The 15,297-nt window shown below is 69.5% G+C and carries 8 protein-coding genes; all 8 read right to left on the bottom strand.

What is annotated here, in order from left to right; genetic code table 11:
• Genes ACFQ9K_RS36095 through ACFQ9K_RS36060 form a run of 8 tightly spaced genes read right to left on the bottom strand, consistent with a single transcriptional unit; the run spans position 1 to position 15,295 of the window.
• Complete coding sequence (locus ACFQ9K_RS36095) at positions 1-1,302, bottom strand: acetyl-CoA carboxylase biotin carboxylase subunit family protein (protein ID WP_378716289.1); 1,302 nt, start codon at positions 1,300-1,302, stop codon at positions 1-3.
• Complete coding sequence (locus ACFQ9K_RS36090) at positions 1,299-3,104, bottom strand: amino acid adenylation domain-containing protein (RefSeq protein ID WP_378716291.1); 1,806 nt, start codon at positions 3,102-3,104, stop codon at positions 1,299-1,301. Before ACFQ9K_RS36090 ends, ACFQ9K_RS36095 begins: the two co-directional genes overlap by 4 nt.
• Positions 3,105-3,129: 25 nt before the next feature.
• A complete protein-coding gene (locus tag ACFQ9K_RS36085; RefSeq protein ID WP_378716293.1) occupies positions 3,130-3,381 on the bottom strand; it encodes an acyl carrier protein in 252 nt (83 codons plus the stop codon).
• Entirely contained in the window at positions 3,374-5,263 is a 1,890-nt protein-coding gene (locus tag ACFQ9K_RS36080) for an HAD-IIIC family phosphatase (RefSeq protein WP_378716296.1), read from the bottom strand. Before ACFQ9K_RS36080 ends, ACFQ9K_RS36085 begins: the two co-directional genes overlap by 8 nt.
• A 24-nt stretch (positions 5,264-5,287) precedes the next feature.
• Positions 5,288-6,298, bottom strand: coding sequence for a 3-oxoacyl-ACP synthase III family protein (locus ACFQ9K_RS36075; RefSeq protein WP_378984178.1), 1,011 nt, complete (start codon positions 6,296-6,298; stop codon positions 5,288-5,290).
• Between the two features lie 20 nt (positions 6,299-6,318).
• Entirely contained in the window at positions 6,319-7,791 is a 1,473-nt protein-coding gene (locus ACFQ9K_RS36070; protein WP_378716301.1) for a M28 family peptidase, read from the bottom strand.
• Positions 7,788-14,093 carry a condensation domain-containing protein gene (locus tag ACFQ9K_RS36065; protein ID WP_378716303.1) on the bottom strand — a complete coding sequence of 2,102 codons (6,306 nt, stop codon included), beginning with the start codon at positions 14,091-14,093 and terminating at the stop codon, positions 7,788-7,790. Before ACFQ9K_RS36065 ends, ACFQ9K_RS36070 begins: the two co-directional genes overlap by 4 nt.
• Positions 14,090-15,295: an MFS transporter gene (locus tag ACFQ9K_RS36060; protein WP_378716305.1), complete on the bottom strand. Its 1,206-nt coding sequence runs from the start codon at positions 15,293-15,295 to the stop codon at positions 14,090-14,092. Before ACFQ9K_RS36060 ends, ACFQ9K_RS36065 begins: the two co-directional genes overlap by 4 nt.
• Positions 15,296-15,297 lie beyond the last annotated feature (2 nt).

Raw genomic sequence — 15,297 nt, 5'->3', positions numbered from 1 at the left:
TCATAACTGCCCCAGCTCCGCCGCGGTGACCGTGCGGGTGTGCGCCGGTGCGTCCGGCGTGGCCGGAAAGTCGAATCGGTAGCGCAGGGTCGACTCGACTTGCTTTGCGATGACGGCCAATTCGCCGATGTCGTGCGCCTCGCCCATCACGATGTCCATCTCCCTGGTCTCCACCCCGCCCGGCAGTGAGGTGCCCGGCCGGACGTACGGCCGGTGCAGGGCGACGCCGGGCAGCGCCTTGATGTCGTCCACTCCCTCGATGGCGACCAGGGTGGCGGCCCCGCGCGGCGCCGGGTGGAACAGCTGGTAGTAGGCCCGGCCCTGGTAAACCGGTGGCAGATCGACCGATTCACCGATCGCGACCCGCCCGGCCAGCTCGATCAGATCCAATCCCAGTGCGCGCCGGGCGAGTTCGTTGATGCCGCCGCCGAGCCGCCCGTTGACCTCGATCAGCCGCGGCCCCCGCGGGGTGAGCTTGACCTCGGTGTGGGTCAGCCCGGTGACCACGCCCAGCGCCTCGACGGCTCGGCGGGCCAGCGTGCGCACCTGCTCGTCCTCGTCCGGGGCGAGCGGCGACGGCCAGAACCGTCCGGTCTCGCGGAACGGCGGCACCATCGGAAACTTGCCGGTGACGGCCAGATCCCGGATCTCGCCGTGCTGCACGACGCTCTCGATCGAAACGTAATCACCGAACGGTTCGCAGTCGCGCCCGACCAGATACTCCTCGAGCACGAGCGTGCCCCCGGCGACCAGCCCCGGCCGCGACTGCGCGAGCAGCGCCCGGGTCAGCTCCAGCCCGGTGTCCGGGTCATCGATGTAGAAGGTGTTGCGGCTGCCGCCGCCGTGCACCGGCTTGAGCACGGCGGGCAACCCGGTCGCGGCGACGGCGGCGGGCCAGTCGGACTCCGCATCGATGCGGTGACAGCGCACGGCGTCGACACCTGCGCGCCGCAACGCTTCTCGCTGCTCCCCCTTGTCGGTCAGCGCGGCGAAGGTCCGCCGATCGTGGAACGGCAGTCCGAGCGCGTCGGCCAGCTCGACCGCGAGCCCGAGGCCGCGCTCGGTGTAGGTGACCACGCCGTCGGGATGGTGTGCGCGCGCCGCCTCGGCGGCGAGGGCCACCGGCTCCGCCCACAGCACCGAACCGAATTGGGACAGTAGCGGTTCCATCGCCCGGGTGTGCTCGTTCGGCTCGGCGACGAAGACACAGTTCGCCCATCCCGCCAGCCCGACGGCGATATCGCCGGGGTGCGCGGCGCCCTCGTCGTACGCGACCACCAGGGTCGGACGTGTGCCGCTCATAGCTCGACGACCGTGACGGCCCGGTTCGTGTCCGGGACCGAGGCGGTGGGTCCGTCCAGCGCGGCGGCCAGGTCGGCGATGCAGGCGTGCGCGTAGATCTGCGCGATGACCAGCCTCGGATAGTGTCGCCGCAGCCGCGCGAACACGGTGAGCGCCTTGAACGAATCTCCGCCGATCTCCATGAACCGCTCGTCTCGCCCGATCTCGGCGCGGCCGAGCACCTCGCTCCACAGCCGGGCGATCAGCTGCTCGGTCGGGGTGCGCGGCGGATCGATCGCGCGGCTCGGCGCCTGATCGGCGAGCTCGTGCAGGGCGGCGAAGTCGGCCTTGCCGTTCGGCGTGACCGGGATGTGCGGCACCGGCACGATCCGGCTCGGCACCAACGCCGAGGGGAGCGTGGCGCGCAGCGTTCGAATCAGTTCCGCCGGTTGCACATTGCCGACCACGTAGGCGACCAGTTCGAGCGGCTGCTCCGGTCGCGCGCGCTCCCCGGTGACCACCGCCTGCCGCACGCCGGGCGAATCCAGCAGCGCGACTTCGACCTCGCCCGGTTCGACCCGGTTGCCGCGGATCTTGATCTGCCGGTCGGCCCGGCCGAGATAGTCGAGCGTGCCGCCGGATTCGCGGATCACCAGGTCGTCGGTGCAGTAGAAACGGTCACCGGAGGCGTCGAGCCGGAGGAACTTGGCCTCGGTGCGCGCGGGGTCGCCGAGGTAGCCGAGCGCGACGCACTCGCCGCCGAGGTACAACGTGCCCGGCGTACCGTCCGGCACCGGGCCGAGTTCGTCGTCGAGGACGACACCGCGCACGCCGTTGAGCGGCGTGCCGACCGGCACCCGAGGTCGATCCGCGTCCGCGGCGGTAACCCGGTGCATGGTCGCCAGGATGGTGGCCTCGGACGGACCATATCCGTTGTGCACCTCTAGATCTGGGCGCGCGTGCAGGATCGCGGCGGCCAAGCGGGGCGGAAACGCCTCGCCGGCGACCACCAGCACCCGCTCCGGCAGCAGCGCGGCGAGATCGCCCTCGGCGGCCAGGGCCTCGAGCTGAGACGGGGTGTAGGTGAGGCAGTCGACCGGATGCGCGGCCAGCTCCGCGGCCAGCGCGATCGGGTCGAGGGTGGTGTCCCTGGGATACACATCGAGCCGGGCACCGGACAGCAGTGCGCCGTAGACCGACACCTTGCCGAGGTCGGCGGCGAAAGTCGTAGCGAGACCGAAGCTTTCCATCGACGGGAGACTCACTCGCTCCCAGAAGGACGCGCAGTAGTTGAGCAGGGCCCGATGTGATACCTGGACGGCTTTCGGCGTGCCGGTCGATCCGGATGTGCACACCAGGTAGGCGACGTCGTCGCGATCGAGTCCCGCTGCGATGTCCAGGGTTTCGTCGGGCGGCACTTCACCCGACACGTGCACGGGCAGCGCGTCGGCAGGCAGCCGCGACCGATTGCGCGCGTCGGTGAGCACGGCCCGCGCCCGGGTCGTGTCGAGCAGCGAGCGCAGGCGTGGCTCCGGATCGGTCGCCTCGAGGTGGACGTACGCGGCACCGACCGCCCACGCGCCGAGCACTCCGGCCATGCAGCGCACGGACCGATCCATCAGTGTGGCAACGACATCGCCGCGGCCGATGCCCTCGCCGCGCAACCAGGTGGCCACTGCGGCCGCGTGGGCGGCGAGTTCGCGGTAGGTGAGTTGTACTTCTTCCTGCCGCAACGCTGGACGATGCGGTAGGTCGGCGGCGAGGCGCGCGAAGGCGTGTACGGCGGTCGGGGACTGTCGTAGGGCGACAGACGTTGTCGACATAGGAAACTCGATTCGTTCCGGGAGGTCAGTGCGGCGCGGCAGCGGAACGAGCGGTCTCGATCAGCTCGGCCAGCGCCGCTACGGTCGGGGTGCGGAAGTAGGTCTTGAGCGAGAGTTGAACCGCGAAGCGGGCTTCCAGCGCGGTGAACAGCCGCAGCGCGGTGTGGCTGGTCCAGTTGTCCAGCTCGTCGAACCGGCGCTCGCCGGTGATCGTCTCGGGCGGCAGATCGGTGACCGTGGAAATCATCTGGGCGAGTTCGGTGGTCAGGTCAGACATGAGGCTTCATCGATTCGTCGGTGTGGATCGAGATCCACGCGGGGGACAGGGCCGGACGCGGGTCGAGGGACAGCACGTGCCGGACGGCGCCGTCGGGGTCGGGATCCCGTTGGGCCGGAACGAAACCGGCATCGGCGAGGAACTTCTCCGCCGGTCCGTTGCGGCCGGTGCCGCGGAAGGCCGCCTCGAGCCGGGGCACGCCGGTCGCGGCCGCCTCGTCGATCACGGTCTGTAGCACCGCGAATTCGATGCCGCGCCCGAACACCCGGCAGCTCATCACCGCGTTCTCGAGGAGCCAGTGGTCGGTGTGTTTCGCGATCCACAGCGCCCCGACGATGCCCTCGTGACCGAACCGATCACTGACCTCGAACCCGAGCACCGCGTGGTCGGGGGAGTCGGCCATGCGGCCGGTCTGCTGCGCCGAATGCGCACGCCCGACGAGATTGAATTGATTTGTGCGGCCGCCGAGTTGCACGATGCGCGGCAGCAGGTACTCGTCGGCGCGGCGGACGGTGAGCTCGATGCCGAGTTCGCTCAGATAGCCGTCGAGGGCGGAGTGCCCGCGCGTCCACTCCTGCCGGTGCACCCTGGCTCGGTAGAGCTCGGTGCGTTCCCGGTCGGTGTCGGTCGTCGTGAGCACGGTGAAGTGATCGCCGGCCAGCAGTGTGCCGAGGTGCCCGGCCGGATCGCCGGTCATCGGCACGACTGTGACCTGCGGCAGGGAACGGGCGACGAGCTGACATTCGAACGGCGAGTCGTCGGCGAAGACCAGGCTGTCGAGTCCGAGGTTCAACTCGGCGGCGAGTGCCGTGAGGTTCGCGTCCTTGGGTTCCCAGTTCGCCTTGATCGCGACGAAATCGTCGGCGCGCAGCAGCATTTCGGGGTGCTCGGTGAGCACCCGCGTCACCAGGTCCTGGTCGTTCTTGCTGGCCACCGCGAGCAGCACGCCCTGACCGCGCAGCGTGCGCGCCGCCCGTTGCAGCTCGGTGTAGGCATTGCCCGGATACAGCGAACCCAGCTCGATGTTCTCCGGCCCGTCGTCGCCGAGTACGCCACCCCACAGCGTGTTGTCCAGGTCCAGCACCAGGCATTTCTTCGATCGGCCGGTGAGCGCGCTCGCGTACGCGGCGACCTGACCGGCGAAGAGCTGCTCGACCGCGGGCGACCAGGCCATGCTGCCGAAGCGGTAGAGCCGGTCGTCGCGCAGCGGGACGGCGGCGTCGGTGAGCAGCATCTCCAGGTCGAGCACGTCGACGCCGTCGATGCGGTCGGCGAGTTCGAGCAGGCCGCCGTTGAGTTCGCGCCAGGCACGGCCGAGCCGTGCGCGCGACCGGTAGGCGTTGACGGTCCGCCAGCGCGGTTGGGGCAGCGGGACCGTGTGCACGAGAACCGCTCCGGCGGTGCGGGTCGCGAAGTCCGAGAGTGCCGCGCCGAACAGGTCGAGGCGCTGGTCGAGAATTCCGCGAACGGTATCGAGGTCGGCGGTGTCGGCGTCGCGGGGGAGGAACAGCTCGTCGTGGATCGGGCACACCGTGAGGTCGGGCGCGGATCGCGCCAGTTGTGACTCCGGATCGCTGAGCTGCATGAGCAGCTGATCCGGTGGTATCAGCTGGAATTCGGCGTCGATCCCCGCCGCGAGCAGTGAAACGCGTAGCAGCGGAAGCGCATTGTCGGCGGTGAAGGAGGAGGCGACGGCCACCCGCAACGGGTAGGGCCGCGTGCCGGGCCTGGTCACCAGCGTGGGATCGACGCGCCCGAGCAGTCGGCCCGCCTCCCGCGCGGTGCCGATGTCGGGGGTGTGGGCCAGCGCGGACGCCAGCGTGGGATCGGGTTCGGCGCCCGGCTCGGTCAGCCGCCGGGCGCGGTCGAGTAGGTCGTTCACGACCGTCCTCTCTTTCGTTGTCGATCAGATGCGGAGCAGCGTGCAGGCCCAATGCATGCCGGTGCCCATGCTCAGCAGGGCGACGGTGTCGCCGGTGACGAGCTCGCCGGTGGCCAGCAGCCGCTCCAGGCTCAGGAGTTGATCGGCCGGGCCGAAATGCCCGTGGTCACGGGCGATCTCGATATTCGTGCGGTCGAGCGGTACGCCGAGCGCCTTCGCCAGATCGGCGAAGGCACCGGCATTGTCGTGCAGGTACAGCACCCGTTCGAGCGAGCCGATCGCGACGTCCGCACTCGCGCAAGCCCGTTCGACGACGTCGCGATTCCGGGCATGCAGTTGGTCGACGAAGGCCAGTGCGGCGCCGCCGTTTCCGTCGAAGAAGGTGTCCATGCGATCGATCAACGGGGGGATGGCGGGCTGCTCGGCACCGGTGAACGGGCGGGCGGCACCGCCCGTCTCCATCCGCATGAAGTCCGCGTAACGGCCGTCGGTGACGACCTCGGTCGCCAGCCATCGGCACGACCGATGATCGCGCCGCAGCACCGCCGCCGCGGCGCCGTCCGAGCTGAGCGAGGTGCTCGTTTCGGCACGGTCCCAATAGGTTTCGGCGATACGGTTGGCGGCGATGACCAGCGCGGTCCGATAGCGAGGGTGGGTGGCGAACTTGCCCGCGACGACGTCGAAGGCCGCGACTCCGCCGCCGCAGGCCTGACTGAGCAGCATCGCCTCCGCGTGCCCGGCATCGAGTCGCCCGGTCACCGCCGCGGCGGCGTCCCAGTACAGATACTCGGCGATATCGGTGATCGCCAGGACCACCAGATCGACCGCATCGGCCTCGACACCGGCGCGCCGCAGGGCGATCTCCCCGGCTCGGACGGCCAGGTCGGTCAGCCCGACCTCCTCCGGCGCCCGGTGCAGGCGGCGGTAACCCCACTGCCGCACCTTCGCGTCGTCGGTGATGCCGTTGGCCGCGAGCTCGTCCAGCGGAACCGGCGTGCCCAGCGCATAACCGATCGCCATGATTCCCAATGACATTCGTCGTCCCTCCGCCGCGGCTAGCGCACGCCGTTGATGTCCTCGGTGCTGACCGCGAACCGGCCGGTCGCCCACGCGAGCGCGCGCCCGAACTGGTCGAAACTGGTGCGATTGATGTTGTCCAGGTTGTCGCAGGCCTGGTGGTAGCAGCGGTCGAGCATCTCGCCTTCGACGCCGCCGAACAGTTGCACCCAATCCGCCTTCTTGACCGTGTCGGCGCCGCCATTGACGCCGCCCGCCGGAATGCCCGCGTCGATGAACGGGGAATGGTCGGAGCGGCCGTCCAGGATCAGCCCGACGGTCGGCAGATTCCGCTCGGCGAAGTATCCGTTGATCAGGGCGGAGATCTGGTCGGAGCCGGCCGGTCCCTGGCCGTTCGCGGTCTTGCCGTTGTAGACCTGACGGGCGAAGTTGGGCGAGCCGATCATTTCCGCGTTCAGATAGAGGGCGGTGTTCTTCCGCTGCTCGGGGGAGAGCCGATCGACGTAGAACTGCGAGCCCGCGAGGCCCTTCTCCTCGGCGGCCCACCAGGCGAACCGCACCTTGTTGCGGACCTGATCGCGGTACGGGGCCAGCCGCAGCGCCGTCTCCAGGTTCACCGCGGCGACCGAGCCGTTGTCGTTGATCCCGGGTCCGGTATCGACGGAGTCCAGGTGCGCGCCCACCACGATCATGTTGTCCGCGCGGCCGGTGGGGGTGTCGGCGATGAGGTTGAAGGTGTTGGTTTGGATCTCGGCGCCGCGCAGGTCGAGGGTGAGCTGCACCGGGCCCGCCGCGACCTCGCCGATCAACTGCTCGGCCTCGCCGCGGGACAGGGTCGCGGTGGGGATGCGCGCGTCGGCGGGCGGGACCATCCGGTAGCGCAGATTGAGCGTCGGGTTGGGGGTGTCGCCGTTCATCAACATCGCGGCCGCGCCGACTTCGGCAGCCACCAGCTGCTTTTGGGTGATGAAACAGTCGCCCACCCGGACCAGCACGATTTTGCCGCGCACATCGCTGTTCGCGTAATCGTCTGCGCTGCAACCGGTGTCCTTGCCGGTGGGCAGGCTCAGGGCGGCGTTGAGGCCGCCGTTGGGGGTGGGGCGGGAGAATCGGGCGATCACCGGGTGCAGCGGGCGGGGCTGCGGTGCGGTCACCGAGCCGGTCTCGGCGTGAATGTCGTAGTCGGGGAAGCTGAATTGCTGCCGCGTCACCTGGTATCCGGCGGCGGTGAGCCGCGCGGCCAGATACTGCGCGCTCGCCTCGTAGGCGGGCGAGCCGGACAGCCGGTTCCCGCCGAGGGCCATGGTCAGCCCGGAGATCGCGGTGAGGTGCTGCCAGGCTCCGTCGCCGGAGACCTCGTTCGCGAGCCGGTCGGCGAGCGCGCGATCGCCGGTGTCCGCGGCGGCGGAGATCGCTTGTGCGCCGAGCAGGGCCGCCGCGGTAAGGACGACGATGCTCCGCACCGCGAAGTGCTTGCGCCGCTGCCGGATTCGGCCTGACAGTATCCTCATCTGGTAACTCCTGTTTCCTGGTGAATCATTGGTGCGGGCGTGGCCGAGGCCGCGCCGAAGGCTTCCGCGAGCGCGAGAATCCGCTCGGGGGTGAACAACTCGCCGCTGTAGCGCCACTGCACGCGGATCCGGTCGGCGACGAGCATGGGGTAGACCTCGATGGCGCAGGGTCTCGGCATGTCGTCGGGGCGGTCCTGGCCGACGAGTTCGTTGTCGGCGTTGGTCAGCGCTTTGGCCGGGTCGTCCGCTGCGGACAGGAATTCCGGGGTGCCCCAGAACGAGAACTGCACCGCGGGCGTGCCGATTCGCATCAGTGCGGTACGGACGGCGGTGTCGGGATGGAACCTGCGCAGGGGCTCGAAGTCGAAGCCGCGCCCGGGGATCGAGCGGAGCTGTTCAGCGACGAAGGCGGCGTGATCGGCGAGGGTGCGGCGGCCGGGGAGGCCGAGGGCGAACGGGTAGGTCGTATTGAAATAGCCGACGGTGCGGCCGAGGTCGAGGTCGTCGAACAGGTCCTCGCGGCCGTGGCCGACCAGTTGGACGGCGATCTCGCCGCCGCGCGCGGCCAGCCATTGCTGGAGGGCGGCGGCGAGGGCGGCCAGGAGCTGTTCGGCCAGGCTTAGCCCTTGAACCTGCTCTGGCGCTGGGAATTCGGTGACCAGTTCGCCCGTGTTGCCTTCGACGCCGAACGACTCGCTGTCGGTGAGACGTAGCTGGGTGCTGTCGCCCCAGGAGCGGTCCAGCCAGTAGCTGGCGCCCAACGTGTTCGGGTTGGTGCGGACCAGGTGTGCCAGTCGCCGGGCCCACTCGAAGTAGCTGGCGCTGGGCGGGGGTAGTTCGGTGACGCTTGCTCCGGCGAGTAGCGCCGAAAGGTCTTCCGTCACTATGTTCCACGAGTAGAGGTCGACCATGGTGTGGTGGATCACCAGGACGAGCTGGTCGGGGTGGCCCACTGGGGTGCGGAAGACGCCCGCTCGGCAGACGGGACCGTCGGACAGGCTCAGCGTGCGGTGCAACGTGGTCGCGGCGTTGTGCACCAGGGTCGGGAGTTCGGCGGGATCGGCTGTGGTGAGGTCGAATTCGGTGACCTGGGGTAGCGCGCCTGCGGGTAGCAACTGCCATTCCTCGGCGACGGTGCGCAACTGAGCGCGTAGGGCCGGGTGGCGGAGAGCCAGATCCCGTACGCCGCGTTCGACGGCGTCGGTGTCGGTGTGGTGCCGCAACGTGTACCGCACGCCGTGGTTCCAGTGGTCCGGGCTCGGTACGCCGCGGGCGAGGAACTCCAGCTGTGGTGGGGTCGGGTCGGCCGCCCGCTCGTCTTGCGGGATCGAGGGCGTCTCGCCGGAACTGGTTTCGGACTCGCTGATTTCGCGTTCGGCGATGGTCGAGGCGACGGCGGCGATCGTCCGGAGTCGGAGGATGTAGCGCGGCCGCAATGCGATTCCGCTGCTGCCCGCGTCGGCGGCGATGGCGATCGCGGAGATCGAGTCGCCGCCCAGGTCGAAGAAGTCGTCCTCGATCCCGATTCGTTCGCGGTGCAGATAATGGGACCACAGGGCGCATAGTCGTTGTTGTAGATCGGTATTCGGTGCCGTGTAGGCGGCCGTCTGCGTGCCGGTGTCGAGCACTGCCGGTCGACGACGGGGCGGCGGTGCGATGCCGATGGACAGGGTGTGCACCGGTGTCTCCGGTGACAGCGACACCAGGCGGTCCAGCAGTGCCTGGTATGCGTCGGACCAGCGGCGAATCGTGCTGGCGCGGAACATAGTCGGGTCGTATTGCAGCCGGCACCGGAATTGGTTGTCGTATTCCAGGACGGTGACCGCTATGGGGAAGGTGGCGCCGCCTTGCCCGACGTCGAGGAGTTCCACGGCGGGTCCGTCGGTGCCCAAGCGCCGCAAGGGTTCTACGTCGCTGGTGACGGTGAACATGGTGGAGGCCAGCGGGTCGGCCGAGTGGGGGCGGGCCAATCGCCGGAGCCGATCGGTGGGCAGGTCCTGATGATCGAGCGCGCGTAGCGAGGCGGTGCGGACCGTGGCGAGTAGCGCGGAGATCGACTGCTCGGGCCGCACCGTGGCTCGCACGACCAATGTCGTGGCGTAGTTGCCGACCACCGGTTCATCGATCGGTTTGCGCCCGGCCGCCGGGAACGCCACACAGACGTCCTGTTCGCCGGTGATCTGCCGTAGCAGCGTCATCCAGGCCGCCAGGAACACGGTGTTGAGGGAACAGCGTTCGCGTCGTGCCAGCTCGCGCAGTCGTGCGGCGCGAGCACTCTCGATCGGCAGCGCTGATTCGCCGGTGCCGTTCGGCATTTCGCTCGGTTCGTGATCGACGGGCAGGGGCACGTAGGGTGCGCCGGACAGATAGTCCGACCAGAAGTCGATCAAGTCGGTCCCCGCCGGCCCGTCCAGGAGCGCCTGCTGATCGGCGACGTAGTCGACGTAACGCCGTTCCGGTGCGGGCAGCGCGATCGGATCGCCGCCCAGTTCGGCGAACAGCAGGCTCCACGACCAGCCGTCGACGAACAGGTGATGAAAGGTGAGCAGCAGGATCGGCTGCGCGCCGTCACTGAACTCGGCCCGCACCAGGAGATATCGACTCGACGGACCGTAGGGCGACAGCGGCTCGGCGACCAGCGCCCGCAGCCGCTCCAGCAGTTCCGCACGGCCCTCGGCCATAACGACACCGGTCAGATCGACGACCGTCTCGGTGAGCTGCACCTGGACCTCGTCAACCGGCGTAACCACCTGCCGGGGCCCGTCGGCGGTGTCGACGATCCGCGCCCGCAGCATCGGATGCCGCGCCACGACCACCCGCAGGAGCTCGGTGAGCGCCGCGATATCCACCGCACCGTCGAGCAGCAGCGCAGCAGGCACGTTGTAGGCCCCGGTATCCGGATCGAGCCGATCAGCGGCCCAGATCGCCAACTGCTGCCCGGACAGCGGCCTCGCGTCTGCCCGTGTGCCACCTGGCGACGAGACCTTTGTCGCGTTTTCGTGAGTCTGTCCCGAGGTTGCGGTGGAGGTGGATTCGCCTACCAGCTCGGCGACGGCTGCCGCGGTTTCGCCGAGATCTTGGTAGTCGTACAGGTCGAGTACGCCGAGGTCGGTGCCGAATCGTTCGTTGATCCGGGCGACCCACTGTGCTCCGTTGAGTGAGGTGCCGCCGACGTCGAAGAAGTCGTCCTCGGGTTGCAGGCCCGGCTCTTTGAGCACCTGCCTGGCCAGCTCGATCACGGTCTCTGCGACGGAGTGGTGAGAAGGAAGGGCCTCTGGTGCGCTGGGGGACGCGGCGTCGGCGAGCGATGTGCCGGTGGGCCGCGCGTTGTCTGCGTGGGGCGCGTCGTCGGCAAAGGGCGCGGGGGCGGTGGCCGGTGCGGGGGACGTGGATCCGGTGAGAGCTGCGCTGCCGGTAGATCCTTTTCCGCCGTTGGGTGTTGCGTCAGTGTGCGGTGCAGCTGCCGTGAATAGTGAGGTGGTGGTTGGCGATTCGCTGCTGGCGGGTGGTGTGCCGGCGACGGTCGATGCCGCGGTAGGCGTTGCGCCGGCGGCGGAAGGGGTTGCATCGACCAGCTCGGCGACGGCTGCCGCGGTTTCGCCGAGATCTTGGTAGTCGTACAGGTCGAGTACGCCGAGGTCGGTGCCGAATCGTTCGTTGATCCGGGCGACCCACTGTGCTCCGTTGAGTGAGGTGCCGCCGACGTCGAAGAAGTCGTCCTCGGGTTGCAGGCCCGGCTCCTTTAGCACTTCCCTCGCCAAAGCGATGACGACCTCGGGAACCGAGAGGGCCGGGTGTTGAAGTGTGTTCGGAGCCGTAGTGGGCGCGTCGGTCGAGGAAACCGCCGTGGCGGCAGCTGCGCCAGCAACCAGTGGTGCGGCATCAAGAGGTGACGCGTCGTCAGTTGGTACGCCGATGGTGGGTGCTGTGGTGCTGGACGTTGATGGAGGAGTAGTGGCGGGTGCCGCGCCGACCTCGGGCAGTGGGGGTGCGGTGGGCGACGCTGCGACAAGCGCTGCACTATCGGCGGATGCCGTGTAACCGGTGGGTGATTCGGTCGTGGGCGCCGCGCTCTTGGCGGCCGTGGCGACGAGGGGTGGGGCTGTGGGCGAGGTACCGCCCGTGTGCGGTGGGACGGTGCGGGTTCCGGCAGTGGTCGGCGTTTGGAGGGTGGCGACCGTGGGCCAGCAGTGCACTTCGGCCATGGGGGCGACTGGGAGTTCGAGTCGTCGGCGCGGGGCCTGGCCGAGCACTTCGCGCCAATTCACCTGGTGTCCTGCGAGATAGAGCTGGCGGAGTGCGTCGGCCGGGGTCGAGGCGACCGCCGCGGACGGGTGGTCGGCGAGCAGTGTCGACAGCTCGGTGCCGGGCGCCAGATCGATGATCAGGGGGTCGGCGGTGAGACCGGCCATGGCTTTGTTCAGGGCGTCGGCTCGCGGTGGGCGTGGTGCGGCGGTTTCGATGCGGAGAGCGGTGGCGAGGTCTTCGTTGCCACTGGCTACTCGGGCGGCGGTCGCCCCGATTCCGTGGGTGAGTAGGAGGTTTGGTGAGATTCCGGCATCGGTGAGCACTCGGTGTGCGCCGAGTAGCCAGATCAGTCCGCGCTGAGTAGGCGTCCAGTCCGTCTCCGCCACATGCGCTTTGGCTCGATCAGCGATTCGGGCGCAGACGGGGAACGCGTCGGTGGCGGCTTGTAGCTGGTCGGCGGGCACATCCCCGATATCGCCGAGGGCGACGACCACAGGGGTGGGATCCGATGGTCCCTGGTTGTCGGGTGCCGCCAAAGTGCCGGACAGCCGATCCAGCAGTTCCTTAGCATCGTGCACCAACCAGGCGTGTCGGTGCGCGAAATGCTCACGGCCCGTTGCCAGCACCGCCGCAGCGGTGGCGAGATCGAACGAACCCGGATCGGCGGCGACCTGGTCGTGCAGGGCTTGTACCTGGGCGCGTAGACCCGCGCCGTTGCGGGCCGAGAGCACGACGAGCTGGGCGCCGGCCGACGTTTCTCCGCCGGGCGCGGTCTGCTCCGGCGCCTGAACGATCATGTGCGCGTTGGTGCCGCTCAGTCCGAAGCTGCTGATCGCGGCGTAGCGCGTGCCGTCCGCCCACCGCTCGACGCGATCGGCGATGCGCAACGGCGCACCGTCGATGTCCAGCAATGGATTCGGCTGTTCGAGGTGTGCGGTCGGGAAGATCTCGCCGGCCCGGAATTGCGCGAGGATGCGGACCAGCCCCGCGAATGCGGCCATGCAGCCGAGGTGGCCGACGTTCGCCTTGATCGAGGAGACCGCGGGTCCGGCGCCGTCGAGCTGCCCGGCGTATGCGTCGAGCAGCCCCTGGATCTCGATCGGGTCGCCGATCTTCGTGCCGGTGCCGTGCGCCTCGACGTATCCGATTGCGGCAGCGGATATTTCCGCGTCGCGCAGGGCCGCGGTGATGACCTCGGTCTGGGCCTGCGGGCTCGGCGCGGTGAGCCCCGCGCCGCGGCGCGCATCCTGGTTGACCGCGCTGCCGCGCAGTATCGCGTGCACCGTGTCGCCGTCGCGCAGGGCGGCGTCGAGCGGTTTGAGCAAGACAAAACCGCCGCCCTCGCCGTAGGTGGTGCCGTCCGCGCCGACGTCGAACGGCCGGCACCGGTCCACGGGGGAGAGCACGCCCATGCCGTCGGCGCTGCGCTGCGGTAGCGCACCGAGCACCAGTTCGTAGCCACCGACCAGCGCCAGATCGCTTTCGCCCCTGGCGAGTTTCCAGCGCGCCTCGTGCAGGGCCACCAGGAAGGACGAGCACGCGGTGTCCACCACCTGCGCCGCGCCGCGTAGATCCAGGTGATACGCGATGCGCCCGGCGGCGTAGGCATGCAGGCTGCCGGTCTTGGCCTGGCCACTGTGTCGCTCCTCGGCGGGCAGCAGGTCGGACAGGCTCGGATGCGGAGCGCCGTACCCGCCGACCACCACGGCCGTGTTCGTCCCGGCCAACTCTGCGGGCGCGTAGCCCGCGTGTCCGATTGTGCGGCAGGCCAATTGCAGCATGCGCCGCTGCCGCGGGTCGATCAGCTCGGCCTCGGCCTTGGCCAGGCCGAAGTACCGGTAGTCGAATCCGGTGATGTCGTCGATCCAGCCGCCGTCCCGGTCGGCCGCGGACCGGGCCACACCGGTGGCCTCGGCCCGCGCGTCCGGGAAGCGGTGCATGGTGTCCCGGCCGTGGCGTAACAGCGTGGTCAGCGCGTTCCAGTCGGGACAGCCGGGTAGTTCGAAGGCGACGCCGATCACGGCGACCGCCGCTGCGTCCTCGCGGTTGTTCATAGCCGTGTCGTTTCTTTCTCGGTGGTCATCGCCCGGACCTCGGGCAGCGCGATGATCGCCAGGTTCACCACCGCGACCAGGGCGGCCATGGTCAGCAGCGGGACGGCGTCGCCGGTGGCCGCGGCGATCGGGGCGGCCACGGCCATGCCGAGCGGGCGGGCGGCGAAGGACAGCAGCGCGTCGTAGGAATCGGCGCGCGCCAGGGCCTCCGGCGGGAACTCGCGTTGCATCGTGGTCTGCCACACCGTGTTCAGCAGACCGACGCCGAGCATGGCCGCGCCGTAGGCGATGGCGTCCACCCAACTCGGCATCAGCGCCGCGAAGCTGATCATCGGCAGGGCGAAGAGCGCGCCGCACAACGACGTCAGCACCAGCGGACGCCGCGCCCGCAGCCGGGGTGCGACCAGCGAGCCGATCACCACCCCGGCCATGCCTGCCTGATAGATCAGCACCCAGGACACCTCGCCGCCCAGCGAGTGCACGGCGATCAGCGGCCCGAGCGTCATGAGCACGCCCGCAGCGAGATTCGAGACGCCGTGCCCGATCAGGTTGGACCAGAACCACGCTCGGCTGCGCACCTCGAACCAGCCGTCGGCCAGTTGCCGGAAGAACGTCACCGGATGCTCGATCGCCGGCCTCGGTGCGATCCGGAGTCCGCCGAGGGTGCAGGCCGCGACTGCGAACAGTACGGCGGTGGCGATGAATGTCCAACCCGCACCGACGGTGACGGTCAGCAGGCCGGCCACACCGGGCCCGGCCACCAGGGTGACGCCGCGGACCACGCCGAGATAGCTGTTGGCCCGCAACCGATGTGCCTGCGGCACCGTCGCGAAGACCAGGGGCGACATCGTCGGGGTGCCGAAGGCGACGCCGATGCCGGTGATCGCCGAGAGGATCACCAGATCGGTGATTCGCACTACGCCACAGAGCAATTCGATGCCGATGCCGAGCTGGGCGAGCCCGCGGGTCAGATCCGCGGCGAACGCCACCTTCTGTGGCGGGAACCGGTCGGCGAGCACCCCGCCGATCGGCAGGAGCACTAACTGCGGCAACAACTCTGCCGCGAGCACGATGCCGAGGTCGCTGCCCCGTCCGGTCGCCTCGATCACCGCGAGGGTGAGCGCCATCGGCACCAGGGCGGTGGCCAGGAAGGACAGCGTTCGCCCGAGCAGCAGGCGACCGAAACCGGGTACCTGCGCCATGG

It is taken from the genome of Nocardia sp. NPDC056564 (assembly GCF_042793755.1).
GTDB lineage: Bacteria > Actinomycetota > Actinomycetes > Mycobacteriales > Mycobacteriaceae > Nocardia.
Note: the sequence above shows the minus strand (reverse complement) of the source record. Positions and strands in the feature narration are given on the sequence as shown.